Annotated in this window: 21 protein-coding genes; 11 read left to right on the plus strand and 10 right to left on the minus strand. The window is 71.5% G+C overall.

Annotated elements, in window-relative coordinates:
* Nucleotides 1–1,104, plus strand: a complete 1,104-nt coding sequence (gene paaE / locus OG714_RS46575; RefSeq protein ID WP_406130353.1) for a 1,2-phenylacetyl-CoA epoxidase subunit PaaE — start codon at nucleotides 1–3, stop codon at nucleotides 1,102–1,104.
* 8 nt (nucleotides 1,105–1,112) lie between these two features.
* Complete coding sequence (locus OG714_RS46580; RefSeq protein WP_406130354.1) at nucleotides 1,113–1,880, plus strand: enoyl-CoA hydratase/isomerase family protein; 768 nt, start codon at nucleotides 1,113–1,115, stop codon at nucleotides 1,878–1,880.
* Nucleotides 1,881–1,964: 84 nt separating this feature from the next.
* Here OG714_RS46580 and OG714_RS46585 read toward each other — a convergent pair whose 3' ends face one another.
* Both OG714_RS46585 and OG714_RS46590 read right to left on the minus strand, forming a co-directional pair.
* Complete coding sequence (locus tag OG714_RS46585) at nucleotides 1,965–3,587, minus strand: protease pro-enzyme activation domain-containing protein (RefSeq protein WP_406130356.1); 1,623 nt, start codon at nucleotides 3,585–3,587, stop codon at nucleotides 1,965–1,967.
* Nucleotides 3,588–3,728: 141 nt separating this feature from the next.
* Nucleotides 3,729–6,605, minus strand: a complete 2,877-nt coding sequence (locus OG714_RS46590) for an AAA family ATPase (RefSeq protein ID WP_406130357.1) — start codon at nucleotides 6,603–6,605, stop codon at nucleotides 3,729–3,731.
* A 360-nt stretch (nucleotides 6,606–6,965) separates the two neighbouring features.
* On the opposite strand from OG714_RS46590, the gene OG714_RS46595 reads away from it, so the two are divergent.
* Nucleotides 6,966–8,573: an amidohydrolase gene (locus OG714_RS46595; protein WP_406130358.1), complete on the plus strand. Its 1,608-nt coding sequence runs from the start codon at nucleotides 6,966–6,968 to the stop codon at nucleotides 8,571–8,573.
* 82 nt (nucleotides 8,574–8,655) lie between these two features.
* On the opposite strand, the gene OG714_RS46600 is transcribed toward OG714_RS46595, so the two are convergent.
* The 4 genes from OG714_RS46600 to OG714_RS46615 form a co-directional block, all read right to left on the minus strand.
* Nucleotides 8,656–9,315, minus strand: coding sequence for a YceI family protein (locus tag OG714_RS46600; protein WP_406130360.1), 660 nt, complete (start codon nucleotides 9,313–9,315; stop codon nucleotides 8,656–8,658).
* A gap of 182 nt (nucleotides 9,316–9,497) precedes the next feature.
* Nucleotides 9,498–10,277, minus strand: coding sequence for a polysaccharide deacetylase family protein (locus OG714_RS46605; protein ID WP_406130361.1), 780 nt, complete (start codon nucleotides 10,275–10,277; stop codon nucleotides 9,498–9,500).
* Nucleotides 10,278–10,597: 320 nt separating this feature from the next.
* The gene (locus OG714_RS46610) at nucleotides 10,598–11,629 is read right to left on the minus strand and encodes a zinc-binding dehydrogenase (RefSeq protein WP_406130363.1); all 1,032 of its coding nucleotides are present in this window, start codon (nucleotides 11,627–11,629) and stop codon (nucleotides 10,598–10,600) included.
* Nucleotides 11,626–12,450 carry an IclR family transcriptional regulator gene (locus tag OG714_RS46615; RefSeq protein WP_406130365.1) on the minus strand — a complete coding sequence of 275 codons (825 nt, stop codon included), beginning with the start codon at nucleotides 12,448–12,450 and terminating at the stop codon, nucleotides 11,626–11,628. Before OG714_RS46615 ends, OG714_RS46610 begins: the two co-directional genes overlap by 4 nt.
* Before the next feature lie 50 nt (nucleotides 12,451–12,500).
* On the opposite strand from OG714_RS46615, the gene OG714_RS46620 reads away from it, so the two are divergent.
* The 8 genes from OG714_RS46620 (at nucleotide 12,501) to OG714_RS46655 (ending at nucleotide 20,493) form a co-directional block, all read left to right on the plus strand.
* Nucleotides 12,501–14,213 carry an IlvD/Edd family dehydratase gene (locus OG714_RS46620; protein ID WP_406130367.1) on the plus strand — a complete coding sequence of 571 codons (1,713 nt, stop codon included), beginning with the start codon at nucleotides 12,501–12,503 and terminating at the stop codon, nucleotides 14,211–14,213.
* A gap of 123 nt (nucleotides 14,214–14,336) precedes the next feature.
* Nucleotides 14,337–14,753, plus strand: a complete 417-nt coding sequence (locus OG714_RS46625; RefSeq protein ID WP_406130368.1) for a DUF6281 family protein — start codon at nucleotides 14,337–14,339, stop codon at nucleotides 14,751–14,753.
* A 126-nt stretch (nucleotides 14,754–14,879) separates the two neighbouring features.
* On the plus strand, nucleotides 14,880–15,662 hold the full coding sequence (locus tag OG714_RS46630) for a DUF899 domain-containing protein (RefSeq protein ID WP_406130369.1): 783 nt from the start codon (nucleotides 14,880–14,882) through the stop codon (nucleotides 15,660–15,662).
* A 135-nt stretch (nucleotides 15,663–15,797) separates the two neighbouring features.
* A complete protein-coding gene (locus tag OG714_RS46635) occupies nucleotides 15,798–17,279 on the plus strand; it encodes a purine-cytosine permease family protein (RefSeq protein ID WP_406130371.1) in 1,482 nt (493 codons plus the stop codon).
* Nucleotides 17,276–17,830 (plus strand): cysteine hydrolase family protein, encoded by a 555-nt coding sequence (locus tag OG714_RS46640; RefSeq protein ID WP_406130373.1) that lies wholly within the window; start codon nucleotides 17,276–17,278, stop codon nucleotides 17,828–17,830. Before OG714_RS46635 ends, OG714_RS46640 begins: the two co-directional genes overlap by 4 nt.
* On the plus strand, nucleotides 17,827–18,534 hold the full coding sequence (locus OG714_RS46645) for a GntR family transcriptional regulator (protein WP_406130375.1): 708 nt from the start codon (nucleotides 17,827–17,829) through the stop codon (nucleotides 18,532–18,534). The genes OG714_RS46640 and OG714_RS46645 overlap by 4 nt, the downstream gene beginning before the upstream one ends.
* A 40-nt stretch (nucleotides 18,535–18,574) precedes the next feature.
* Complete coding sequence (locus OG714_RS46650; protein ID WP_406130377.1) at nucleotides 18,575–19,579, plus strand: ADP-ribosylglycohydrolase family protein; 1,005 nt, start codon at nucleotides 18,575–18,577, stop codon at nucleotides 19,577–19,579.
* The gene (locus OG714_RS46655) at nucleotides 19,576–20,493 is read left to right on the plus strand and encodes a PfkB family carbohydrate kinase (protein WP_406130379.1); all 918 of its coding nucleotides are present in this window, start codon (nucleotides 19,576–19,578) and stop codon (nucleotides 20,491–20,493) included. Before OG714_RS46650 ends, OG714_RS46655 begins: the two co-directional genes overlap by 4 nt.
* A 13-nt stretch (nucleotides 20,494–20,506) precedes the next feature.
* On the opposite strand, the gene OG714_RS46660 is transcribed toward OG714_RS46655, so the two are convergent.
* The 4 genes from OG714_RS46660 to OG714_RS46675 all read right to left on the minus strand — a co-directional run bounded on the left by OG714_RS46660 (nucleotide 20,507) and on the right by OG714_RS46675 (nucleotide 25,669).
* Nucleotides 20,507–21,928: a family 2B encapsulin nanocompartment shell protein gene (locus tag OG714_RS46660; protein WP_406130381.1), complete on the minus strand. Its 1,422-nt coding sequence runs from the start codon at nucleotides 21,926–21,928 to the stop codon at nucleotides 20,507–20,509.
* Between the two features lie 195 nt (nucleotides 21,929–22,123).
* Entirely contained in the window at nucleotides 22,124–23,506 is a 1,383-nt protein-coding gene (locus OG714_RS46665) for an FAD-binding oxidoreductase (protein WP_406130382.1), read from the minus strand.
* Between the two features lie 52 nt (nucleotides 23,507–23,558).
* A complete protein-coding gene (locus OG714_RS46670) occupies nucleotides 23,559–24,665 on the minus strand; it encodes an acyl-CoA dehydrogenase family protein (RefSeq protein ID WP_406130384.1) in 1,107 nt (368 codons plus the stop codon).
* Nucleotides 24,662–25,669 carry an ABC transporter substrate-binding protein gene (locus OG714_RS46675; RefSeq protein ID WP_406130386.1) on the minus strand — a complete coding sequence of 336 codons (1,008 nt, stop codon included), beginning with the start codon at nucleotides 25,667–25,669 and terminating at the stop codon, nucleotides 24,662–24,664. The genes OG714_RS46670 and OG714_RS46675 overlap by 4 nt, the downstream gene beginning before the upstream one ends.
* Between the last annotated feature and the right edge of the window lie 33 nt (nucleotides 25,670–25,702).

Raw genomic sequence — 25,702 nt, forward strand, 5'->3', positions numbered from 1 at the left:
GTGACCGCCCCGGCCCCCGCCACCCCCGCCCGCCCGGTGCGCCGCCGACCGGCCTTCCACGCCCTGCGGGTCGCCGCCGTCGAGTCGCTGTGCGAGGACGCCGCCGCCATCAGCTTCGAGATCCCTGAGCACCTCGCCGAGGAGTTCGCGTACCGGCCCGGCCAGTCGCTCACCCTCCGCCGCGAGGTCGAGGGCCGCGACGAGCGTCGCTCGTACTCCATCTGCTCCCCGGCCGGGGCCCGCCCCCGTATCGGTGTACGGGTCGTCCCCGGCGGCCTGTTCTCCTCCTGGCTGGTCGACGACGTACGCCCCGGAGACACCGTCGAGGTGATGGCCCCCACCGGCGCCTTCACCCCTGACCTGACCCTCCCCGGCCATCACGTCCTGATCGCCGCCGGCTCCGGAATCACCCCGATGCTGTCCATCGCGGAATCCGTCCTCGCCGCCGACACCCGCTCCCGCGTCACGCTCTTCTACGGCAACCGGCGCAGCGACACCGTGATGTTCGCCGACGACCTCGCCGACCTGAAGGACCTCCACCCCGGCCGTTTCCAGCTGGCGCACATCCTGTCCCGCGAACCGCGCGAGGCGGAGATCCTCTCCGGCCGCCTCGACGCCGACCGGCTCAGCGCGCTCGTGGACGCCCTCGTCGACGTGGACACCGCCGACCACTGGTGGCTGTGCGGCCCGCACGGCATGGTCCGCGACGCCCAACAGGTCCTCACCGGCCTCGACGTCCCCGTCGAACGCGTCCACCAGGAGCTGTTCTACGCCGACGACGAGCCCGTACGGACCAACGAACACATCGACAAGGTCTACGACGGTCCCGTCAGCCAGGTCAGCATCACCCTCGACGGCCGGACCACCAACTCCGCGCTGCACAAGGACAGTTCGATCCTCGACGGCGCGCAGAAGACCCGGCCCGACCTGCCCTTCGCCTGCAAGGGCGGCGTCTGCGGCACGTGCCGCGCGCTGGTCACCGACGGCACGGCGGACATGCGGCGCAACTACGCCCTCGAACCCGCCGAGGTCGACGCCGGTTACGTCCTGACCTGCCAGACCTTCCCCGTGTCCGACACCCTCGCCGTCGACTACGACAGCTGAGGCGGGCCATGACACTTCACTTCGAGGTCGCCGACGGCGTAGGCACGATCCGGCTCGACCGGCCGCCGATGAACGCCCTGGACACCGAGACACAGGACGGCCTGCGCGCGCTCGCCGAGGAGGCGAGCCGTCGTGATGACGTGCGCGCTGTGGTGGTCTACGGCGGGGAGAAGGTGTTCGCGGCGGGTGCGGACATCAAGGAGATGCAGCGTATGGATCATGCGGCGATGGTCGTTCGGTCGCGGGCGTTGCAGGAGTCGTTCACGGCGGTGGCCCGTATTCCGAAGCCGGTGGTGGCTGCGATCACGGGTTATGCGCTGGGCGGGGGTTGTGAGTTGGCGTTGTGTGCGGATTTCCGGATCGCGGCGGACGACGCGAAGTTGGGGCAGCCGGAGATTCTGCTGGGGTTGATTCCGGGTGCGGGTGGCACGCAGCGGCTGGCGCGGCTGATCGGTCCGTCGAAGGCGAAGGACCTGATCTTCACGGGGCGGATGGTCAGGGCGGACGAGGCGTTGGCGCTGGGGCTCGTCGACCGACTCGCTCCCGCCGCCGAGGTGTTCACCGAGGCGCATGCGTGGGCGGCGAAGCTCGCGCAGGGTCCGGCGATCGCACTCCGCGCGGCGAAGGAAGCGGTCGACACGGGTCTGGAGACGGACATCGAGACGGGTCTTGCGGTCGAACGGACGTGGTTCGCGGGGCTGTTCGCGACCGAGGACCGTGAGCGGGGGATGCGGAGCTTCGTCGAAGAGGGCCCCGGCAAAGCCGAGTTCAGGTGAGACGAAGTCCAGGTGGGACGAAGCGCGGGCCGGGAATCACTCCCGGCCCGCGCTTCACATCAGTCGTGCGTCAGTCTTCGTAGGTCAGCCGAGCAGCTTGGTCGCCAGGGTCGCCGCGTTGTACGAACCCCAGCCGGTGGTGAAGTCCCAGCCGGTGGCCGCGGAGTAGGCGCCGTTGCTGCCACTCGTGATGTCGTGGAAGCCGGTGCCGCTCGCCGTGTAGAGCGCGGGGTTGGCGAAGCCGAGGTTGGCCTTGCCGGCCGCCGCGGCCTGCTGGTTGTAGAGCGCGCCGAACGCGGCCCACTCGGGCGCGGCGGCGCTGGTGCCGCCGACCGAGGTCCAGGTGCCCTGCGAGTAGATCGAGACACCGGGGCTCGGGTTGGCGTGCGCCGAGACGTCCGGCACCTGGCGGTAGCCGCCGCCCGCGCTCTTCTGCACCGCGGTCTGCCAGCTCGGGATCTTGAAGACGGAGGACTTGCCGCCGCCACCGCCGGACCAGGCCACTTCCTTGCTGAAGGCGTTGGCGGACGTGACGGTCAGCTTGGTGCCGCCGACGCCGGTGACGTACGGGTCGCTCGCCGGGTAGTCGACCGTGGTCGTACCGTCGCCCGCGTCGTCCGAACCGTCGTCACCCGAGGCCGCGTAGAAGCCGAGGCCCTCGGCCGCGCCCGCCTTGAAGACGGCGTCCACGGCGTTGATGTTGGAGGTGGTGCGCTGGCTCTCGGACGCGCCCCAGCTGATCGAGGTGGTCGGGATGCCGCTGTCGACGATGGCCTGGTAGGTGTCGACCTCGCCGGCGTCGGAGTTGGGGCCCTCGAAGACGGTGACGTTCGCCTTCGGGGCGATCGCGTGCAGGACCTCGATGTCCAGCTCGACCTCGACCTGACCGTCACCCAGCGCGCCCGAGCCGCCGTCCACCTTCGAGACGGTCGGAGTGGGGGAGCCCAGGCTGTAGTTGGTGTCGTACTTGGTGATGTTGGACTGCGCGAAGCCGTCGAACTCCAGCAGCGCGATCTTCTGGCCGCTGCCGGTGTACGTACCGGAGACGTTGTAGCCGCCCTTGAGCTGCGCCGGGGTGTAGCCGCCGCCGGGACCGTTGCGCGGGGCGACGGTGTTGGTGGCCTGGTGGTGCAGCTGGGCGCGGTTGTTGAGGCCGGTGACGTCGCTGACCAGGCCGGCGATGCCGGTCGGCAGGGTCGGCGCGGTCTCGTTGGCGTAGAACGCGCGGCCCGACCTGGCGTCCTTCCACGTCGACAGCTTGGTGCCGAACGCCTTCTCCAACTGGGCGGCGGTGCCGCTCGCGTCGACCAGCAGGTTCCCCGAGTGGACCTTGCCGACGGTGAGACCCTGGGCGCGCAGGTACTCCTTGACCTGCTTCACCTCGGCGTCGGTCCGGCCGAACCGGGCCGCGAACTGAGCCTTCGTCAGATAGTGGCCGTAGGAACTCGACCGCGGATTGCTGACGCCGGCGATGAAGGTGTCGAGGCCCTTGTCGTTTCTCGGGGTCAGGCTGATCGCCACCGATATGCGCTTGGCGGCGGAGACGGCGCCGGTGCGGGCCGCGTCGTGGTTCAGGCCCTTGAGGACATCTCCCGCGATGGCGGCGCGAGTTGTGTGCGGCTGGGCGGCGGCGTAGGCGCTGGGGACGGCGGCGGCGAGCAGTGCCGGTACGGCGACCAGACCGACCAGTTTCAGTCGTGACGTCACTGAGGTCCTCCGAGGAGTGGGGGGTTGCTGTCCCGGAAGCGGAACTGCTTCACCGTAGGAACATCGACCCCACCCGCATAAGCGGGGGAACCCTTGCGTCGCGTGTTAACTGCGGATGTCACGTGAACCGCGGATGACAGGTCAGCGGCGGTTGTCGAGCGTCCGGGAGGTGCGGACCCGGCCGGGCTGACTGATCGTCACCGCCTGTGCCGTGAGCTGCTGTTGGTCGTCGTCGCCGACGCTCACGGTCGCCGCGCCGGACGCGATGACGGCGACCGCCATGGCGTGGGCGAGCGCGGTGCGCGAGCGGACCCCGACCTTGCGGTAGACCCGCGACAGCGTGCCCTCCACCGTCTTGACGCTGATGAACAGCTCGGCGGCGACCTCCCTGTTGGTGGCCCCGCCGCCGACCAGTTCGGCGACCCTCGCTTCCGTGGGCGTGAGTTCGGGACGCCCCTCACCGTCCCGGTCACCGGCCTCCAGCCGGGCCAGTTCGTCCCCGGCCCGTGCCGCCAGCGGAACGGCGCCGATCCGCGTCGCCGTCTCCCATGCCTCGCCGAGAGCGGTGCGTGCCGCGTTCCGGTGCCGGGCCCGGCGTTCGACCGCGCCGAGCGCGATCAGGGTGCGCACCAGGTCCACGGGCAAAGGGAGTTGACGCAACCGGTCCACAGCGGCCCGCAGTCGTACCGCCCCTTCCTTCGCCCGGCCGAGCCCCGCCTCGCGCAGCCCCTCCGCCCGCTCCAGCGCCGCCAGCACGCTGCCGGGGGCGTCGACGGACACCCGCTTCCGTGCCTCGTCGATCACGGCACCGGCCGCGTCCGTCTCGCCCAGCACGACCAGGGCCTCGGCCAGGTCGCTGTACCAGTGCAGCAGGGGCGGATCGGCGGCGGACATGGCCGCGCCGAGTTCCTTGACGCGTTGCAGCGCCTCGACGGCGGCGGCCGCTCCACGCGGGTCACCGCCGAGCAACTCGGCCTGTCCCAGCACCGCCAACGCCCGCAGCAGGAACAGCCGATCACCGTCCGCCTCCGAGGCCCGCACCGCCTGCCCGGCGAGCCGCCGCGCCTCGTCGGCGGACCCGCCCGCGGTCGCCGCGAGCGCCGCCGCGTACAGCGCCGGAGCGGCCTGTACGCCGGTCTCGGCCACGGCACGTGTGCAGCGGGCGGCGGTGTTCAGGGCCTCCTGGCAGTGTCCGGCGCGTACTTGGATCCGGGTGAGGGCGACCAGGGTCGCCATGACCTCCTCGACCCCGGCGAACTCCCCGATCTCCGCGAGGAGTTCGGCGACCCGTTCCTGGGCCTCGGTGACCTTGTCGGAGTCCAGGGCGAGGATCGCCCGCATCCGGATCAGCCCCCAGCTCTCCGGCCCGGCGCCGGCGCCACCGGCCAGCGCGAGGGCCTCCTCCAACGCGACGTCGGCGGCGACCGGTTCACCGCCCAGGGAACGCACCCGGGCGAGCGTGGCGAGCGCCCCGATCCGGGTCTCCGTGTCACCGGCCACGGCCGCCTGCCGGGCGGCGCGCCGGGCATGCCGGGCCGCGTCCTCCAACTCCCCGCACAGCAGGCCCCGTACGGCAGCCCAGTGGTGCAGCCATGCCTCGGCCTCCGGGTCGCCGTCCGCGTCCCGGAGCCCCTCCTCGATCAGGGCGTGCGCACCCTTCAACGCCTGCCCGGCGTTGCGCAGCAGGACCAGCCGCGCCCGCACCCGCTGCCGCGCGGAGCCCGACCCGGCGAGCACGGTCTCGGCCGCCTGCCCCGCCTCCTCCAACTGCCCGGCGTCACACGCGTATTCGGCCGCCATGAGGAGTCGATCGGCGTACTCCGCGGCACGGTCGCCGGGAGTGCGCCGGGCCGCGAGCCCGGCCAGCTCGAAGGCCGTGTCGGGTTCGCCGTCGCGGCGGGCGGACTCCGCCGCCGACATCAGCGTGCGTGCCGTGGTCTCGTCCTCGTAAGGGCGGGCGAGCGCCAAATGCCGGGCCTGCTCGACGAGTTCGGTGACCGCGCCGGCCAGCAGCGCGTGCGCCTGCCGGCGGTCGTGCTCCGGAACGTCGGCGTACACGGCGGCCCGGACCAGCGGATGCCGGAAGCGTACGGTTCCGTCGGCGTCGGCGGTCGCGACACCGAGCCGCTCCGCCGCCGCGAGGTCCGCGGCGGGATCGTGGAGCCCGGCGGCGCGCAGCAGGGTGAGGGTGGGGCGGGCGGCGGCACTCGTGACGAGGAGAGTGCGCCGCACAGTCTCCGGCAGCGTGCGCACCTGGTCCAGGAGCAGGGTGCGCAGTCGTCGGGGTACGGGCAGGCTCCGGCCGAGGCCGACGGCCGCTCCGTCGCGCGGGGCCGCCCGCCCCAACTCCAGGGCGTACCAAGGGTTTCCGGCGGCGGTGTCCTGGACGGCCCGCAGTACCGCCGGTGGCAGGTCGGTGTGCGGGAGCTGCGCCACCTCGTCGTCCGTCAGGGGCGGCACGGGCAGTTCGGCGGTGCCGGGCGGGCAGCAGTGCGGCCGTTCGGGCTGCTCGTCCTCGGCCACCCGCTCGGCGGCCACCACCTGGACGCCGAGGCCCTCGACACGGCGTACGACGAAGGCGAGCACCTCGGCGGTCGGCTCGTCGAGCCACTGGAGGCCGTCGAGGACCAGCAGTACGGGCCCGGCTGCGGCGAGGGTGCGCAGCACGTCGAGAACGGCGACGCGGATCGCCAGCCGGTCCCGGTCGCCGTCCGGTGCCCCGCCGCGCAACAGGGCTGCCCGCAGGGCCACTTGGGGTTCGGGTGCCAAGGCCGCCAGGCAGCTCTCCGGCACCCGCGCGAACAGGTCGACCAGCCCGGCGAACGGGAGCTTGGCGTCCTCCTCGGCGGGGGAGCAGTGCAACACCGTTCCGGCGGGCTGGACATGAGCGGCCGACGCCGCCACGAGGGCGGCCACCAGCACGGACTTGCCGATCCCCGCGGGGCCGTGGAGAAGCACTCCATGACGGATCGTCAACTCGGCCCGGGCGGTGTCGAGCAGCTCGCGGCGCCCGGTCAATGACCGTACTTCCACGGTGAGTCCAGGGACGGAGCACGGACGGAGCCGAGGGCGGGGCAGGCCGTTCGGTGGGTGCGGCAGGTGAGGCGGGTGTGGCGGGGCCCCGGATATATCGGCATGTGTTCATGACAACCGTTGCGGAATCGGCTTGTCAATGACGGTCGGTGTGTCGCCGGTCCGCACACGAGCCGCAGCCACGATCCGACAGACCACTTCGCTGATCGTTTGACGCAGAATCTCGATCTGAGTCCGGAACGGTGACGTGTTCTCTGCGTCGCTGGCCGCCAAATGTGTGCGAACCAGCTATCCGACCGTACAAAAGCCTGGTCAGCGGATGTCGCGAAGGAGTGGGAGAGAACGATGACTGATCACGGAGTCGATCTGGTGATCCGGGCGAACGCGATCCACACCCTGGTATCCGGCCAGGCGCCGCAGCGGGCGCTGGCCGTGCGCGGCGACCGCATCGCCGCCCTCTCGCCCGATCCGAACGGACTCGACCACCTCCTGAGTGAGCGCACGACGGTCCACGACCTGCCCGGCGCCACCGTGCTGCCCGCCTTCGACGACACCCACACCCACCTGATCTACGCCGCGCTCGGCGCGCACGACGTGCCCGTCCACCAGGCCCACGACATCCCCGAGTTCCTGGAGCTGATCCGGCAGCGGGCCGAGGCGACCCCCGAGGGTGAGTGGATCCGCACCACCACCAACTGGCAGGAACTCAACCTCGCCGAGCGCCGCATGCCCACCGCGGCCGAACTCGACCGGGCCACCGACCGGCACCCCGTCCTGGTCAAGCGCGGCGGTCACAACGACATCGTCAACAGCTACGCGCTGCGCCTGGCGGGCATCACCGAGGACACCTCCGTGCCGCCGGGCGGTGTCATCGGCCGCGACGCCGACGGCCGGCTCAACGGCAGGCTGGTGGACAACGCGCTGGGACTGGTGGAACGCCTGGTCCCGGCACCGGACCGGACCCAGCGCATCGACGGGCTGCGCCTGGCGTCCGCCCAGTACGCCGCCACCGGCATCGGTACCGTCCGCGACTGCGCGGTCGGCCCCGAGGACTACGCCGTGCTCCTGGCCGCCCGCGAGGCCGGCGCCCTCAGCACCCGGATCCGTGCCCTGATCTCGGCGCTCGGCATGACCAGCGCGGCCCAGGTGGAGGACCTGCTCGACGTCATGGAGGACTGGCGTGACGGCTCCGACCCGTGGCTGCGGGTGTGGGGCGTGAAGTTCGGGCTCGACGGCGGCCTCGAAGCCGGCGCCACCGAGGAGCCGTACGCCTGTGACCACGCCTTCTCCGGGACGCTGATCTGGGAGCCGGACGCGCTGGTGGAGGCCGTCGAGGCCGTGGTCCGCCGCGGCTGGCGGGTCGGCACCCACGCCTACGGCGACCGCGCGGTCCGCACCCTCCTGGACGTCTACGAGCGCGTCCTCGCCCGCAACCCCGGACTGCCCGCCGGCACGCTGGTGATGGAGCACGGTGGCCTCGCCGGTCCCGAACAGCGCGCCCGCGCCGACGAGTTGGGCATCCCCGTCACCATCCAGCAGCCCCTGCTGCACGACACCGCCGAGGTGGAGGAGGGCTTCTGGGGCCCGGAACGCGTCGCCCGCCTCTTCCCCGCCCGCGGCTGGATCGACCTGGGCGCCCAGGTCAGCGCCGGATCCGACTTCCCCGTGGGCCAGTTCGGCGCGATGCGCTCGGTCTACGGCATGACCACCCGCCAGACCGTCATCGGCGTCAAGGGCCCCGAACACGCCATCACCTACGACGAGGCGCTCACCCTGCACACCGTCAACGCGGCCCGCCTGTGCGGCGATCAGGACCTGCGCGGCACCCTCGCCCCGGGTCGTCTCGCCGACCTCACCGTCTGGGACCGGGACCCCGCCCAGTGCCCGAGTGACGCCCTGCGCGACCTGAACCCCGTGCACACGATCGTCGGCGGCCGTCTCGTCACCGGGTAGGGAGACCGCGCGACCGTAAGGGACCGTAAACACGACTCGCCCGGCACGCAGCGACACGGCGTCCGGGCGAGCAAACGTTTTGTCAGGCGGCCGGCATCGTACGGATCGCCGCGATGTCGAACTGGAGCCGCACCTTCTCGCTCACCATCGCACCTCCCTCGGCCAGCCGGGAGTTGTAGGTCAGACCCCAGTCGGAACGGTCGATGGTGGTGGTGCCGTCGAAGCCGACGCGCTCGACGGCGAACGGGTCGGTGACATGGCCGATATAGGTGAGTTCCAGGACGACGGGACGGGTGACGTCCTTGATGGTGAGCTCGCCGAGCATGCGGTAGACATCGTTGCCCGCCATTTGCACCGCGGTACTGGCGAAGCGCATCCGCGGGAAGGTGGCGGAGTCCAGGAAGTCACGGCCGACCAAGTGGGCGTCGCGTTGTTCCACTCCGGTGTCGACACTGCCGGTGGACACCACGATCTCGGCCTGGGAACGGGCGGGGTTGCGGCCGTCGAAGTAGAGCCGGCTTTTGTATTCGGCGAAAGACCCGCGCACGGTCGTCACCATCGCGTGCCGGACGGAGAAGCCGATCCGGCTGTGCGCGGGGTCGATCATCCACTCCCCGGTCAGCTCCGCCAGGGCGGGATCGGGCAGGCCGGAGGAGGTGGAGGCCGGTGGGGCGGCGGGGCGTTGCGGGACGGCGGGGGGTGCCGAGCGGCGGAGGGGCGCAGCGCGGTTGAACAGGTTCATGTGTCACGTAGTTACTGCACGCCCGATAGCGCCGCAAGCCTTGATAGGGAACCGACAGCAGCGCGAACCGGCACTCACACGCTTAAATACCGTCACCTCGCGGACCGTTAGCACATTTCCCACACATATTCGTCACCCGGAATACGGCGAACGCCAATTCGGCGCACCGTTAGGCGAACTGTTCAGCGCACCGGGAACCCGAACGAATAACCCTGCTGCTTCAGCCACGGCAGGATCTCGCGCAGCGCGGCCACGGTCTCCGAGCGATCGCCGCCGGCGTCGTGGAACAGGATCGTCGGCCCGTTGGACAGTTCGGACTTGACGGTGGCGATGATGGCGGCCGTGCCCGGGAGCTCGAAGTCCTTGGAGTCGACGTTCCAGCCCAGCGGACGCATCCCCTGCGAGGCGGCGAGGTGCCGGCTGTACGGGGTGAAGGCGCCGCCCGGCGCACGGTAGTACTGCGGCCGGACACCGCCGGACGCCTTGGTGATCATGCTGGCGGCGTTCAGGATCTCCCGCGACTGGTAGGCCTCGGACTTCTTGTCCATCGTGGTGTCGTGCGAGACCGTGTGGTCGCACAGCCGGTGCCCGGCCGCCACGACCGCCTTGACCAGGTCGGGGTGCGCCTCGGCCTGCGTGCCCACCATGCAGAAGGTGGCCTTCACGCCGTACTCCCGCAGGACTTGGAGCACTTCCGGCGTCCAGGTCGGGTCCGGTCCGTCGTCGATGGTGATGTTGACGCCGTGGGCGCCCTTGTCGGAGGCGTGCACGATCTCCTCCGACACGGTCGCCCGGGCGGGAGCCGAACCGGAGGCGGAGGGACGCGCGTTGCCCGCGGCGTTCCGGGCGTCGACGACACCGGCCTGCGCGGTCCACACCGAGGTGGCCGCCGCCACCGCGGTCACCCCGACCGCCGCCGCGACTACCCGGCCGTACCAACCCCGCCCACCGTGCCGTGCCATGTCAGCCCTGCCCTTGTCCTGTTTGATCGACTCCGTGCACTCGTCAGGACGGCGTAAAGGCGGGGAAGGATCCGCCTGTTACGGATCACGGACAATTTCGCGGGAGTTCCGAGACGCAGGCTCAACGAGCGGACGCCCAGGAGGTTTCGCCACCGCAGGGTGAGACGCCCGCGGAAGTCCTCCGGGTGGCGGGGGACAACAGATGGCACGGGCCCGGCAGTTGGACGGTCCCGATGTCGGCGCTCACGTATTTCCCGGGCGCCCGGCCGAACGGCACACCGCGCCTTGGGGCGATGCAGAGCTCGGTCGCGGACGGTGCGTCAGCTCATCCGTGGGTCGACGTGGATCTTCGGCCCGGGTCCGGCGTCGGTCGGCCGGTCGCCGGCGAGGACGGCTCCGACCTGGTCCAGGGCGACGGTCGCGGCGACGAGCGGTCTCGGGTCGACGGATCCGTCGGCGTAGGCGCGGATGGTGTCGGCGAGGCCGGGGGAGGCGGACAGGACGCCCACCGCGGTCACGTCCTTGAGCGCGAGTCGGCGGGTGTCGATGCTGCTGGGCTCACCGGCCAGCCCTACGTACACGACACGTCCGGCCGGCTCGACCAACTCCAGCGCCAGGCCGGGCAGGTGGGCGGCGTTCGAGGCATCGACGACCGCGTCGAACGGCAGGTCCGGCACGGAGTGCTCCGTCCACACGCACGTGAAGCCCAACTCGCGTGCGAAGACCAGGGAGTTGTCGGCGAGACCCATCAGGTGCACCTCCGTACCGGCGGCCCGGAGGAACATCGCGACCAGCAGGCCTATGGTTCCGGGGCCCAGGACCAGAGCCCGGTCACCGGGTCCGAGCGCGGTGGCCCGTGCCGCCCGCAGGGCGTTGCCGCCCGGCTCCACCAGCGCGCCCAGCACGGCGTCCACGGAGTCGGGCAGGACGTGCAACGAGGTGACCGGTACGGCGAGTTGTTCGGCGAGGGCGCCGGGCCGTTCCCCGCGTATGCCGAGTTCCTGCCGCTTCTCGCACACGTGCTGGTGACCCCGTCGGCAGCGGCGGCAGGCACCGCAGCCGAGCATGGTGTCGCCCATGACCCGCCGGCCCACCCACACCGGGTCGACCCCGGCACCGACCGCCGCGACACGGCCCGCCCACTCGTGACCGAGCCGCATCGGGTAGGTGGAGTGGCCCTGGTGGAGATACGCCATCGCGCCGGTGAAGAACTCCATGTCGGTGCCGCACACCCCGACCCGCTCGACGTCGATCACGGCCTCGCCGGGCGCCGCCACCGGTACCGGAACCTCCTGGACCGCGTACTTTCCGGGCGCCGTCAGGACGAACGCCCGCATGAGACGGATGGTCATCGGGGCGGCTCGCCCAGCGGCCCGAGCACGGCACGGATCTCGTCGAGCGCGTCGAGCAGGGTGGACAGGGGCGTCCGGTAGGCCAGCGCGCTGACGCTCACGGCGCCGGAGGGGGCCGTCGGCGAGGTCGCGTACACGGGCAGCGCGAGGCAGTTCACCCCGGCCTCGTTCTCCTGGTCGTCGAGGGCGTAGCCCCGCGTGCGGCCGGCCCGCAGGTCGCGGTACAGGTCGGCGGCGGTGCACAGGGTCCGCGGTGTACGGCGTTCCAGCGGTGTCTCGCCGATCCACTTCCGGACGTCCTCGGCCGTGTCCAACTGGTGGGCCAGGAGCAGCTTTCCGACAGCGGTGGCGTGCACGGGATTGCGGCCGCCCACCGTCGAGGTCAGCCGGACGGCACCGGACGGCGGGTCCACCTTGGCGCGGTAGACGACCTCGCGGCCGTCCAGGATCGCGTAGTGCGCGGTCTCGCCGAACCGCGCGGCCAGTGCTTCGAGCAGCGGACGGAGGCGGACCGGCTCAGGACGTGCCTCGTGATGGGCGAAGGCCATCCGGACGAACTCGTCGCCGAGCAGATAGTGACCGCGGGTGTCCTGGTCGGCCAGACCCGCCCGGCGCAGCGCGCCCAGAGCCCGGTGCACGGTCGGTTTGGGGCTGCCGACCGTCCGGGTCAGCTCCTCAAGGCCCACTCCGTCGGGATACCGGGCGAGTTCCCTGAGGACGGCGAGAACCCGGTCCGACCCCACAAGTCGGCTGCCACCGGGGCTTGTTGGGCTGTCCTCGCCCGGGACTGCCACCCCGTCGTGTGTCTGCGTATGCTCCATGGCGTTCCAAAAAATAGACCTTCGTGTCGATTATTGGAAGGAGCTCGACGATGAGACTCCGCAGTGCCCAGTGGTACGAGGGTCAGGACCGCAACGCCTACATCCACCGGGCGTGGATGCGGCGCGGCGCACCGGAGGACGCCTTCACCGGCCGTCCGCAGATCGCCATCGCCAACACCGCCTCGGACCTGACCCCTTGCAACGCGCACCTGAACGAGGTGGCGGCCTCCGTGCGCAACGGCGTGTACGAGGCGGGCGGTATCCCGCTGGACCTGCCGGTGGTGTCGCTGGGGGAGACCCAGGTGCGGCCCACGGCGATGCTCTGGCGGAACATGGCGGCGATGGCCACCGAGGAGATGCTGCGGGCCAACCCCCTTGACGGTGTTGTCCTGTTGGGCGGCTGCGACAAGACGATCCCGTCGCTGCTGATGGCCGCCGCGTCGGTGGACCTGCCGGCGGTCGTGGTGCCCGGGGGTCCGATGCTGACCGGTACCTTCCGGGGTGCGCCGCTGGGTTGTGGCACCGACGTGTGGCGGCTGTCGGAGGAGGTGAGGGCCGGCACCCTCTCCCAGGAGGACTTCACCCGCTCCGAGTCCTCGATGATCCGCAGCCGGGGTCACTGCAACACGATGGGTACCGCGTCGACGATGGCCGTGGTGGCGGAGGCCCTGGGCACGATCGTCCCCGGGGTCGCCGGCACCCCTGCCCCGGACAGCCGACTGCTGGCGGCGGCCCATGACACCGGCCGACTGGCGGTCGACATGGTGTCCGTCGACAGGCGACCCAGCACCTTTCTCTCCAAGGCGTCCTTCCACAACGCGATCGTGGCCCTGGCCGCCGTCGGCGGATCGACCAACGCGGTCGTCCACCTGCTGGCGATCGCCGGCCGTCTCGGTGTCGACCTGTCGCTCGACGACTTCGACCGCATCGGCTCGCGCGTGCCGGTCCTCGTGGACCTCCAACCGGCCGGCCGCTTCCTCATGGACGACCTCCACCGCGCCGGAGGCCTGCTCGCCGTGTTGCGTGAGGTCCGCGACCTGCTCGACCCCGACGCGCTGACCGTGACCGGCAAGCCGCTGGTCAACTACCTTGACGACGCGCCGATCTGGGACCCCGAGGTGATCCGCACCCGCGCCGAACCACTCGTCGCCGAGGGCGGCATCGCCGTGCTGCGCGGAAACCTCGCCCCCTCCGGAGCACTCATCAAACCGGCGGCGGCCTCCGCGCACCTGCTGCGTCACCGTGGCCGGGCGGTGGTCTTCGACAGCATCGAGGACTTCCACGCCCGTATCGACGACCCGGACCTCGACGTCGACGCCGAATCGGTCCTCGTCCTGCGCGGCTGCGGACCCAAGGGCTATCCCGGCATGCCGGAGGTGTCGAACATGCCCCTGCCGAAGAAACTCCTCGAACAGGGCGTCCGCGACATGGTCCGCGTCTGCGACGGCCGGATGAGCGGCACGGCGTACGGCACGGTCGTCCTCCACGTGGCACCGGAGGCCGCGGCCGGCGGACCGCTCGCCCTCGTGCGCACAGGGGACTTCATCGTCCTCGACGTCGAAGCCCGCCGTATCGACGTCGACGTACCGGACGGCGAACTGGCCCGCAGGAAGCCCGACTTGGCCACCGTCGCGGGCTTCGCCACACCCCGGCGCGGCTGGGAACGGCTCTACGTGGACCACGTCCTGCAAGCCGACACCGGCGCCGACCTGGACTTCCTCGTCGGCTCCAGCGGCTCGGAGGTGAGCCGCGAATCGCACTGATCGGCCGCCCAAGCCGGTTGTCAGCTGCCGGCTGCCGGCTGCTCGAACGAATGCGACATCCGCAGCGTCGGTACTCATGAGGCCGGGCGCAACTTCGCGCGCACGCCCTAAAGAGGAGGCTGGATGAAAGCCGTGCTCCCGTTCGGCGGGACGGTATCCGGGTGGGCGTTGCCCGCGGCGGTCCTGGTCACGATGTCCGTCGCCTGTACATCGTCGAGCGACAGCGGGGACGGTGAGTCCGCGTCGTCCTGCGCATACGTGGTCGAGTACCAGAGCCATGAGTACTCGGGCACGGAGGCCACGGACTTCACGATCGGGGACAAGCTGGGTGCCGCCACCGTTCCCCCGTGCGACGACACGCCGAGCGATGACAACGGCGGCCGAACGGCGGCGACTTGGGCGACCGCCTATGCGATCGAGGGAGTGGATCCCGGCATCGCCATCGCGCTGGACCGGACGTACGACGACGAGGTCATCTTCGTCAACGTCGACTCCGGCAAGAAGCTGCCCGAGATCAAGAAGCTGATCCAGAGGTCTTGACGCCGAGTGCGGTACGCGTGACGCCCCGAACCGCGATGAGTTTCGGCCGGGGCCAGAGTCTGATCCGGTGAGCGTCGTACACGCATCGCGCGGCGCTGCCCGGAACGACACACCACGGAGGACCCCATGACGACCGCACCCGGCGCCGCGAACAGCGACCTCCCCGGCAAGCCGCCCGTCGTAGACCTGGCCACCTGGGAGGCGGCGCGCGAGGAGCTGCTGGTCCGGGAGAAGGCGCACACCCGTGAGGGCGACGCGATCGCCGCGGCCCGGCGGCGGCTGCCGATGGTCGAGCTCGACGGGAAGGCCGAGGTCGTCGGAGCGGACGGACCCGTCCCGTTCCTCGACCTGTTCCAGGGGCGCGACGAACTTGTGGTGTACCAGCACATGTGGCACGACCACACACCCCACCAGGGACAGTGCGAGGGCTGCACCACCACGGCCTGGCACATCAAGGACGCCGTCTACCTCAACGCCCGGGGCGTCTCGTACGCCGTCCTGACCACGGGCCCGTGGGACGAGGTCGCTCCCTACGTCGAGTTCATGGGCTACACCCAGCCCTGGTACTCGGTAAGGGGCCTGGACGCGCCGATCGGCGGCGGAATGGGGCACATCATCGCCTTCCTGCGCGACGGCGACCGCGTGTTCCTCACCTACTCCACGACGGGCCGCGGCAACGAGCCCGTCAACGGCTCCCTCGCCCTGCTCGACATGACGCCCTACGGCCGCGGCGAGGCGTGGCAGGACAACCCCGAGGGCTACCCGACCGGACGCGACGCCTGCTGGTACTGGCGCTCGGACGCCGACGGCAACGCCACCTGGGGCGGGACCAGCCGTCCCGTACCGCAGTGGACCCGCCCCGGCGCGACCCCTGTGGAGACCCTGGGCCGCGACGGCCACTGCCACTGAAGGTGAGGACCACCACTGATGGTGAGGACCACCACTGACAGGGAGGACCGCCACTGACTGGGAGCGCTCCGCTCTTGACGCCCTCCACCACCCCACCTAGCCTCGACTGAACACGTCTAGACAGGTAGGTCGACGATGGCGGACTCCCAGACTTCCCAGTCCCGACAGCTCCAGGTCGAGACGCACGGCCTCGATGTGATCGGCGACGCCGAACGCAAAGGCACCCCACGCACTCTGTTCTGGCCGTGGTTCGGGGCCAACGTCTCGATCCTGGGCCTGAGTTACGGCGCCTTCGCGCTCGGCTTCGGGATCTCCTTCTGGCAGGCGCTCGTCGCCGGTGTGATCGGGATCGTCTTCTCCTTCCTCCTCTGCGGCTTCATCGCGGTCGCGGGCAAGCGCGGCTCCGCGCCGACGATGGTGCTCAGCCGCGCCGCCTACGGCGTGCGCGGCAACCGGCTGCCGTCGGTCATCTCCTGGGTCCTCACCGTCGGCTGGGAGACCGTCCTCACCGCCCTCGCGACGATGGCCACCGCGACCGTGTTCGACCGGCTCAGCTGGGGCGGCGGCACGGAGACCAAGGTGGTCGCACTGATCATCGTCGGCGCGCTCATCGTCGTCGGCGGAGTCATGGGCTTCGACCTGATCATGCGGCTCCAGACGGTCATCACCGTGGTCACCGCGGTGCTCACCGTCGTCTACATCGCCCTCGTCGCCGACCACATCCACTGGAGCACGGTCAGCGCCGTACCGGCGGGCTCCGCCCAGGAGTTCATCGGCGCGCTGGTGTTCATGATGACCGGCTTCGGGCTCGGCTGGGTCAACGCGGCGGCCGACTACTCCCGTTATCTGCCCCGGAGTTCGTCCAGCAGAGGTGTGATCGGCTGGACCACCTTCGGCGCGTCCGTCGCCCCGCTGCTCCTGCTGGTCTTCGGCCTGCTGCTCGCCGGTTCCTCCAGCACGCTGAACAAGGCGGTCGCCGCCGACCCGATCGGCGCGCTGACGACGATCCTGCCCACCTGGTTCCTGGTCCCGTTCGCCGTCGTCGCCGTCCTCGGCCTGGTCGGCGGCGCGGTCCTCGACATCTACTCCTCCGGCCTGGCCCTGCTGTCGGCCGGCCTCCGGGTACCCCGCTACCTGGCCGCACTCGTCGACGGCGTCCTGATGATCGCGGGCTCCGTCTACATCGTGTTCTTCGCCGACGACTTCCTCGGCCAGTTCATGGGCTTCCTCACCACCCTCGGCGTCCCCATCGCCGCCTGGTGCGGCATCATGCTCGCCGACCTCGCCCTGCGCCGCCGCGACTACGACGAGGCCGACCTCTTCCGCCCGACCGGCCGCTACGGCGACGTGGCGCTCACACCCCTCCTCCTCACCCTCGCCGCCACCGCGATCGGCTGGGGCCTGGTCACCAACACCGCTGCCAGCTGGCTGACTTGGCAGGGCTATCTGCTCGACCCGTTCGGCCTCGGCGGCAAGTCCGGCTCCTGGGCCTACGCCAACCTCGGCGTCCTGGCCGCCCTCGCCCTCGGCTTCCTCGGCACGCTCGCCCTGGGCCGCGCCCGGGTCCAGCGGCAGGAAGCCGAGGCCGCGAGCCCGGAGGCGGTGCCCGCCGTATGACCACCGCGCCCGGCCACCTCGCCGTCATCGACATGCAGCGCGTCTTCGCCGAACCCGACAGCCCCTGGGCCACGCCCCGCTTCGCCGAGGCGGCGGCAGGCGTACGACGCCTGCTGCCGGCCTTCGGGGAACGCGTCACCTTCACCCGCTTCCTGGCCCCCGAGAAGCCCGAGGGCGCCTGGCGCGCCTACTACGACCAGTGGCCCTTCGCCCTCCAGCCGCCGGACGCCCCGCTCTGGCAGCTGACCGACGAATTCGCCGCCCAGGCACGGCACTTGGTGGACGCGCCGACCTTCGGCAAATGGACCCCGGACCTCGCGGAACGCGTCGGCCCCACCGGCCGCCTGGTCCTCGCCGGTGTCAGCACCGACTGCTGTGTCCTGTCCACGGCACTCGCCGCCGCCGACGCCGGAGCCGAGGTACTGGTCGTCGCCGACGCCTGCGCCGGAGTGGACGACGACTCCCACGCCAAGGCCCTGCACGTCATGGACCTCTACCGGCCCCTGATCCGGGTGGTCACCGTCGCCGAGGCGGTCGGGGAGACGTCATGACCGGCGTCCGCCTCAAACACCAGCGGATCACCGAGGTCCTCGCCAAGGAGATCCGCAGCGGCCACCGCCCCGCCGGCGAGCAACTCCCCGGCGAGCACGCCCTGGCCCAACGCTTCGGCGTCAGCCGTACGACCGTCCGCGCGGCCCTCGCCGAACTCAGCGAGGCCGGACTGATCGCCACCCGCACCGGCAAGGGCTCCTACGTCCTCTTCGACGGCCGCCCCCTCGACGACCGCCTCGGCTGGGCCCACGCACTGGCCACCCAGGGCATCGACACCCGGGTCCGGACCCTCACGGTGGACGCCCGGCGGGACGAGCGCCTCGCCCGTCAACTCACCCTCAACACCACCGAGTTCGTGTGCGTGGAGCGGATACGCGAACTGGCCGCGGACGCGGTCGTCGTGTCGTACGAACGCAGCTTCCTGCCGCCCGTGCCCGGAGTGCGCGAGCTGCCCTCCCGCGGGCTCGGGCAGGAGTCGCTGACCGAGGTGATGCTGCGGGCCGGGCTGCGGCCCGACCACGGTGAGCAACGGGTGAGCGGCCGCCGGATCGACGGGCGGGAGGCGGAGCTGCTGCGCCGCGAACCGGGTGACTGGTTCCTCGACACGCGGCGGACCAGCCGGGCGGCCGACGGCTCCTTCGTCGAACATGTCGTGAGCCTCCTCGACCCCGACCACTTCCAACTGACCCTCGAATTCGGCTGACCCACGCCCCCGAAGCCGACCCCTGCCCCGGAAAGTACCCATGACCCTCCAGAGCCGCGCCACCGGAGCCCTCCACGGGCTCGCCCTCGGAGACGCCCTGGGCATGCCCACCCAGATGCTGTCCCGCCCACAGATCACCGCACGCTACGGCCCGTTCCTCACCGGCTTCCGACCGGCCGACCCCGACCATCCCCTGGCCGCCGGGATGCCGGCCGGCGCCGTCACCGACGACACCGAACAGGCCCTGCTCCTCGCCGAGTTGCTCCTCGACGGCAAGGGCCGCGTCGACCCGGCGGAACTCGCCCGGCGCCTGGTCGCCTGGGAGGACGACATGCGGGCCCGCGGCTCGCTCGACCTCCTCGGACCGTCCACCAAGCGCGCGGTGGAACTCGTCCTCGCGGGTACTCCGGTCGACGAGGTCGGGCGCTACGGCACCACCAACGGCGCCGCGATGCGGATCGCCCCCGTGGGCATCGCGGTGTCGGTCGCCGACCCGGCCGAGTTGGTGGACCGGGTGGTCGAGGCCAGCAACCTCACCCACAACACCGGCGTCGCACTCGCCGGTGCCGCAGCGGTGGCCGCCGCTGTGAGCGCGGGAGTTGACGGGGCGTCGGTTCCGGAGGCGGTCGAAGTGGCCGTGTCGGCGGCCCGGTTGGCGGCGGGGCGCGGACACTGGGTGGCCGCCGCCGACGTCGCCGAGCGGATCGTATGGGCGACGGGGCTGGTGCGAGGCCTGACCGAGGCCCAACTCTGCGAGCGCGTCTACACGTTGGTCGGGACGAGTCTCGCCACCCAGGAGTCCGTGCCCGCCGCCTTCGCCGTTCTGGCCGTCTGCCCCGACGACCCCTGGCGTGCCGCGCTGCTCGCCGCGTCCGTCGGCGGTGACTGCGACACCATCGCCGCGATCGCGGGTGCCGTCGGCGGCGCCTGTCATGGGGTCGACGCGTTCCCGGCCGACGCGCGGGAGACGCTCGTACGCGTCAACCCGAAGCTCCAACTGGACGCGACAGCCGCCGCGTTGCTCGAACTCCGGGCGCGGCCGTGAGCGGCAGGATGTGGCACCTCGGCAATGTCGTCGTCGACCTGGTCCTCGAAGTCCCGGCGCTCCCCGAGCGCGGCGGCGACGTCCTCGCCACCCGCACCGAGCGCACCCCGGGCGGCGGCTTCAACGGCATGGCCGCCGCCGCCCGCCAGGGACTCGCGGTGACCTACGCCGGAGCGCACGGCACCGGCCCCTTCGGCGACCGGGCCCGCGCCGCACTGCACGCCGAGGGCATCGACGTCCTGCTCGCACCGCGCACTTCGGAGGACACCGGCTTCGTGGTCTGCCTGGTCGACGCGGACGGCGAACGCACCTTCGTCACCAGCCCCGGCGCCGAGGCCACCCTGACCAACGCCGACCTTCTCGAACTCCGGCCCGCGGCAGGCGACTTGGTGTACATCACCGGATACAGCCTGCTCTACGACAGCAATCGCACCGCCCTGCTCGACCTCCTGCCCCGACTCGACCCGGCCGTCACGCTGGTCACCGACCCGGGCCCGCTGGTCGGTGAAATCCCGGACGCAGCGCTGGAGTTGCTGCTCGCCCGGTCGGACTGGTGGAGCTGCAACGCCCGCGAGGCCGCGCTGCTCACGGGTGTCGACGACCCGGCCGACGCCGCCCGCGTTCTCCAATCCCGGCTGGGGCGCGGTTCGGTGCTCGTCCGTACCGGCCCCGACGGTTGTCTCCTGCACCACGGCGAACGCCTCGTCGCCGTGCCCGGGTTCGCCGTGGACGCCGTCGACCTCAACGGCGCGGGCGACGCGCACACCGGCGTGTTCATGGCCGCCCTGGCCCAGGGCCTCGACCCGGTGGCCGCCGCTCACCGGGCCAACGCGGGCGCAGCCCTGGCCGTCACCGCGGCGGGCCCGGCTACGGCGCCGGACGCGGCACGGCTGGACGCGTTCCTCCTGAACTAGCTCTGAGGCGGGGTCAGTTGCCGTCCCGGCGGGAGATCTCGACGTTCTCCAGGATGCCGATCGCGTCCGGCACCAGGACCGCCGCCGAGAAGTAGGTGCTCACCAGGTAGGAGATGATCGCCTGCTCGTTGATGCCCATGAACCGTACGTTGAGGCCCGGTTCGAGCTCGTCCGGGATGCCCGTCTGGAACAGGCCGATCACGCCCTGGTCGGCCTCGCCGGTGCGCATCGCGATGATCGACGACGTACGGGACGCGCTGACCGGGATCTTGCCGCACGGCAGCAGCGGCACCCCGCGCCAGGCGGGCAGATGGTGGCCGCCGACGTCGATGCCGCTGAAATAGACGCCCCGCTTGTTGCACTCGCGGCCGAACGCGGCGATGGCCCGCGGATGGGCGAACAGGTAGCGGGTGTCGCGCCGCATGCTGAGGAGTTCATCGAGGTCGTCGGGGGTCGGCGGTCCGGAGTGGGTGGAGATCCGCTGGTCGTAGTCGGCGTTGTGCAGCAGCCCGAAGTCCCGGTTGTTGACCAGCTCGTTCTCCTGCCGCTCGCGCAAGGCCTCGACGGTGAGCCGGAGTTGCTGCTGGGTCTGGTTCATCGGCTGGTTGTAGAGGTCGGTGACGCGGCTGTGCACCTTCAACACGGTCTGGGCGACGCTGAGTTCGTACTCGCGCGGGGCCAGGTCGTAGTCCACGAACGTGCCCGGCAGGTCGGGCTCGCCGACGTGTCCGGCGCTGAGGTTGATCGCCGCCTCGCCGAAGGGGTTGACCGGGCCGTGCTCGTCCGAGCCGGCCGACTCGACGTGCGCGCCCAGCTCCGGGTGCCGTTCCGCGACGGCCTGGTACGCCGAGTGCGGCAGTGCCAGCACCGTGGTGGCCGTCGCCGCGCGGGCCGTGAACTCCCAGCTGCCGTCGGGGTCGGCCAGCGCCTGGCCGCCGAAGGTGTCGCCGTCGGCGAGCAGACCGGTGACCGCCTCGTCGCCGTAGGGGCCCTCCCCGAGCTGCTCCACCTTGCCGTGCGCGATCAGGTACACCTGGTCGGCGGGGCGGCCCTCCTCGACGATCAACTGGCCCGGTGCGAACTCCCGTTGCTCGAACCGCCCGGCCAGTGCGCCGAGCGCGTCGGGGTCCGTGAAGCCGCGCAGCAGCGGGAGTTCGCCCAACTCGGCCGGGACGACCCGCACTTGTGCGCCGGTCTGGACGAACGTCACCCGGCCGTCGCCCCGCGTGTACGAGAGGCGGCGGTTGACGCGGTAGGTGCCGCCTGGCACGTTCACCCAGGGCAGCATGCGGGTCAGCCAGCGTGAACTGATGCCCTGCATCTGGGGTTCGGACTTGGTCGTGGTCGCCAGAGTGCGTGCCGCGGAGGTACCGAGGCTCTGCTGTTCCCGCTCCGCGGCGCCCGCCTCGGGCGCGGTACCGGTGTCGACCGACATGGTGCCTTCTCTCCTGTCGCACGGGTGACGGGACGACCGCCGTCCGTCACATTCCGTGCGTAGAGCTACCCGTTGCCGGTCACGACGAGTGATGACTTCGGACGGCGGTCGAGGCACATGCCAAACGCACGTGCTCCCGCACCACCCCCGGATCACTCGGCCTCACCCGTTCGGCGGTATCCGGTCCGGGGTGCCTCACAGGGTCTTGCCGGGGTTGAGGATGCCCCGGGGGTCGAACGCCTCCTTCAGCCGGCGCTGCAACGCGTGGGCGGTGGGCCCGAGTTCGTCCGCCACCCACTGCCGCTTCAGCACCCCCACACCGTGCTCGCCGGTCAGTGTCCCGCCGAGCCGCAGCGCGAGCGCGAAGATCTCGCCGGCCGCCTCCCAGGCCGCGTCCGGCAGCCGGTCCAGGGCCGGATCGACCACGATGATCGGATGGAGGTTGCCGTCCGCGGCATGCGCGAGCGTGTAGACCGGCACGTCGTGGCGGGCGGAGATGGCGCGGATCTCGCGGACCGCCTCCGCGAGCCGCGAGCGGGGCACGGCGATGTCCTCGATCAGCGGCCGGCCCAGCCGCTCCAGCGCGGGCAGGGCGAGCCGGCGGGCCGCGAGCAGGGACTCCGCCTCGACCGGGTTCGCGGTGGTCTCCACGCTCGTGGCCGTCGGCGCCAGCACCCGCGCGACCTGCTCCGCCTCGATGGCCGCCCCCGCCCCGTCGCACTGCACCAGCAGCAGCGCCGTCCCGCGCTTGCCCAGCGCCGGATCGACGGCCCGCAGCACCGGCCCGTCGAGCAGCTCCGCGAGCGCCGGCACGACCCCGGCCCGCCCGATCGCGTACGACGCCTCGGCCGCCGCCTCGAACGAGTCGAAGTAGGCGGCCAGCGTCGCGGTCGCCACCGGTACCGGTCGTAGCCGCAGCGTCGCCGAGGTGATGACGGCGAGGGTGCCCTCGGAGCCGGTCAGCAGCGCGGTGAGGTCGTAACCGGTGACCCCTTTGACGGTACGGCGGCCGGTCGTGACCACCGTCCCGTCGGCGAGGACGGCCTCCAGACCGAGCACGCTGTCCCGCGTCACCCCGTACTTCGCGCACCGCAGCCCGCCCGCGTTGGTCGCGATGTTCCCGCCGATCGTCGAGATCGCCGCACTCGCGGGATCGGGCGCGTACCGCAGCCCGTGCTCACCCGCCGCCCGGTCCAACTCGGCGGTGATCACGCCCGGTTCGACCACGGCGAGCTGGTCGTCGGCCGACAGTTCGAGGATGCGGTTCATGCCGGACAGGTCGAGGACGAGCACGCCCTCACCGGCCGACGCACCGCCCGACAGACCGGTGCCCGCACCGCGCGGAACCACCGGCACGCCCAGCGCGTTCGCGTGCCGGAGCGTGACGGTCACGTCCTCGGTGCGCCGCGCGTGCACCACGGCGAGCGGGACACCGTCCGGCCGGGTGCCCGAACGGTCCGTGGTGTACCCGCGCAACGTGCGTGGATCCGTGGCCAGTTGGTCGGGCGGCAGATCCCGGGCGAGCAGACCGAGCAGCCGGGCGGCGGCGGTGGGGGTGGTGGGGGGAGCTGTGGTCACCGGTTCCGTACCTTCACTGTGCGTGCCGACATGGGGTCCGTCATAAGGCGGGTTACGGATTCAACGCCTTCGTTCCGATCGCGAGCAGGGAGATGTCCTCCTGGGGTGCGTGCACGGGCGCGCACTGGATGTCCCGGAAGTGCCGCTCCAGCGGATTGCCCCGCGCGAGCCCGGGATTGCCGAGCAGCCGTACGGCCAGCTCCACCGCCCGCACGCCGTGCCGGTCGGCCAACACCCGTGCCCCCAAGGCTTGTTCGGGGGTGTACGAGGAGTCGCCGGTGTCCACCCGGGCCGCCCCGTCGAACACCAGCTGCTCGGCGGCGGCGAGCAGTACCTCGATCTCCCCGGCGACCCTGCGGAAGCGCTCCGTACGGGCCACCGGATGACCGAGGTTGGCGGGCACGCGTGCGTGGGCGAACGTGTGGAAGAAGGACTGGGCCGCCCGTGCCACCCCCAAGTAGAGGGCTGCGAGGGGGAGATGGAGTGCGGCGCCCGCCCGGTTGTCCTGCTCGGCCGACGCGCCGTACGGGCCGATGCCGATGACGTGTTCGTACGGGATCTCCACGTCCTGGAACGTCACGTCGTGGCTGCCGCTGGCCCGCAGCCCCAACTGGTCCCAGCGGCCGGTGATCTCGATGCCGGGGGAGCCGCCCGGTACCAGGAAGGTGCCGACGCGCGGCTCCGGTTCGTCGGTGGTGGCCCACACCAGGAACCAGTCCAGGCCCTCCGCGCCGGTCACGAAGCGCTTGGTGCCGCTCAGCGACCAGCCGTCCGGGGTGCGCCGGGCGACCGTGGAAGGGAGGCCGCCGCGTGCGGGAGAGCCCAACTCGGGTTCCACGCGTGCGTGGTTGACGAGCACCGGCCGTTCGAAGGACTCCTTGACCACACGTGCGTACAGCTCCTCGGGCCAGTGCGGCTGTACGGCCTGTCGGGCGTGCGTGTTGAGGGTCATCGCGGCGATCAGGGCCACCGACGGGTCGCCCTGGCCGATCCGGTGGAGGATGCGCGCGCTCTCCTCGACCCGGGCGCCCCGGCCGCCGTAGGACTCGCCGATGGTCGCGGTGAGGAGTCCGGCCTCGTGGGCGATGCGGAGGGAGTCGGCGGGGAAGGCGCCCGACTGGTCGTAGCCGGCGGCCAGTTCGGCGATGCGGGCGGTCACAGGGCCTTCTTCAGGTCGGAGTTGAGTGCGGTGGTCCAGAAGGACTTCACGTCCAAGTGCTTCTTGAGCGCGCCGAGTTCGGTGAAGGCATCGGCCACCTTCTGCTGGGAGGCGATCGTGTCGGCGCCGACCGTCCGGGCCTGCGTGGGCCGTTGCCTCTGCGCGGCGACCAGGTCCGACTTGGCCTGGGCGAGCGGCTGGTGGGTGGCGTCGGCGGTGACCTTCGCGAAGCCGTCCTCGTGACCGTCGCGGACGTAGGCGTACGCCTTGGTGATCCGGGCGATCAGGTCGGCGGCGGCGGCCCGTTGGGCGGGGCTCTTGAGGACGCTGTCGCGGGCGGACCAGAGGAAGTTGCCGGAGAGGATGTCCGCGCCCGAGCCGACCGTCGTCGCGCCCTGCTGGTGGGCGGTGATGACCGACGTGCCGTAGGAGGCGAAGGCGTCGATGGAGCCGCCGTTCAGGGCCGCGAGGCCGTCGTTGGGGAGCAGCGGCTTGGCGTCGATGTCCGACCACGTCAACCCGGCCCGCTTCAGCAGCTCGTAGAGGAAGTAGTGGGCGGTGGTGTTCTGGACGTAACCGACCTTCTTGCCCTTCAGGCCGGCGATGTCGGTCACCTTGGAACCTTTGGGGACCACGACTTCCTGGTTGAGGGTGGTGCCGCGCTGGACGGCCACGACCTTGAAGTTGGGGTTGCCGTCGGCCGCCGAGAAGATGGGCGGGATCTCGCTGGAGGAGGCCAGGTCCAGTGCTCTGGCGCGGATCGCCTGGAGTTGCAGGTCGCCGCCCTGGAACAGGCTCCACTTCACCTTGTACGGGGTGTCGTCGAGGTGGGCGTACTTGAGGACGGCCTCGCCGACCTTCCAGCCGGTGTCGCCGACCCGCAGGGTGACGGAGGAGACGTCGGACGAGGACTCGGCCTTCGCGCTGCCTCCGCAGGCGGCGGCGAAGGGGAGCAGCAGGGCGAGGGCGGCGGCGGACGCGCGCAGGGAGTGGCGGAACAACACGGAGTCTCCATAGGGGAGTTCGCAATCAGGGAG

It is taken from the genome of Streptomyces sp. NBC_00989 (assembly GCF_045162655.1).
GTDB lineage: Bacteria > Actinomycetota > Actinomycetes > Streptomycetales > Streptomycetaceae > Streptomyces.

Coding starts and splice junctions, on each gene's coding strand:
- OG714_RS46580 (WP_406130354.1), top strand. CDS start 1,113: ATGACACTTCACTTCGAGGTCGCCGACGGCGTAGGCACGATCCGGCTC.
- OG714_RS46595 (WP_406130358.1), top strand. CDS start 6,966: ATGACTGATCACGGAGTCGATCTGGTGATCCGGGCGAACGCGATCCAC.
- OG714_RS46600 (WP_406130360.1), bottom strand. CDS start 9,315: ATGAACCTGTTCAACCGCGCTGCGCCCCTCCGCCGCTCGGCACCCCCC.
- OG714_RS46605 (WP_406130361.1), bottom strand. CDS start 10,277: ATGGCACGGCACGGTGGGCGGGGTTGGTACGGCCGGGTAGTCGCGGCG.
- OG714_RS46610 (WP_406130363.1), bottom strand. CDS start 11,629: ATGACCATCCGTCTCATGCGGGCGTTCGTCCTGACGGCGCCCGGAAAG.
- OG714_RS46615 (WP_406130365.1), bottom strand. CDS start 12,450: ATGGAGCATACGCAGACACACGACGGGGTGGCAGTCCCGGGCGAGGAC.
- OG714_RS46620 (WP_406130367.1), top strand. CDS start 12,501: ATGAGACTCCGCAGTGCCCAGTGGTACGAGGGTCAGGACCGCAACGCC.
- OG714_RS46625 (WP_406130368.1), top strand. CDS start 14,337: ATGAAAGCCGTGCTCCCGTTCGGCGGGACGGTATCCGGGTGGGCGTTG.
- OG714_RS46630 (WP_406130369.1), top strand. CDS start 14,880: ATGACGACCGCACCCGGCGCCGCGAACAGCGACCTCCCCGGCAAGCCG.
- OG714_RS46635 (WP_406130371.1), top strand. CDS start 15,798: ATGGCGGACTCCCAGACTTCCCAGTCCCGACAGCTCCAGGTCGAGACG.
- OG714_RS46640 (WP_406130373.1), top strand. CDS start 17,276: ATGACCACCGCGCCCGGCCACCTCGCCGTCATCGACATGCAGCGCGTC.
- OG714_RS46645 (WP_406130375.1), top strand. CDS start 17,827: ATGACCGGCGTCCGCCTCAAACACCAGCGGATCACCGAGGTCCTCGCC.
- OG714_RS46650 (WP_406130377.1), top strand. CDS start 18,575: ATGACCCTCCAGAGCCGCGCCACCGGAGCCCTCCACGGGCTCGCCCTC.
- OG714_RS46660 (WP_406130381.1), bottom strand. CDS start 21,928: ATGTCGGTCGACACCGGTACCGCGCCCGAGGCGGGCGCCGCGGAGCGG.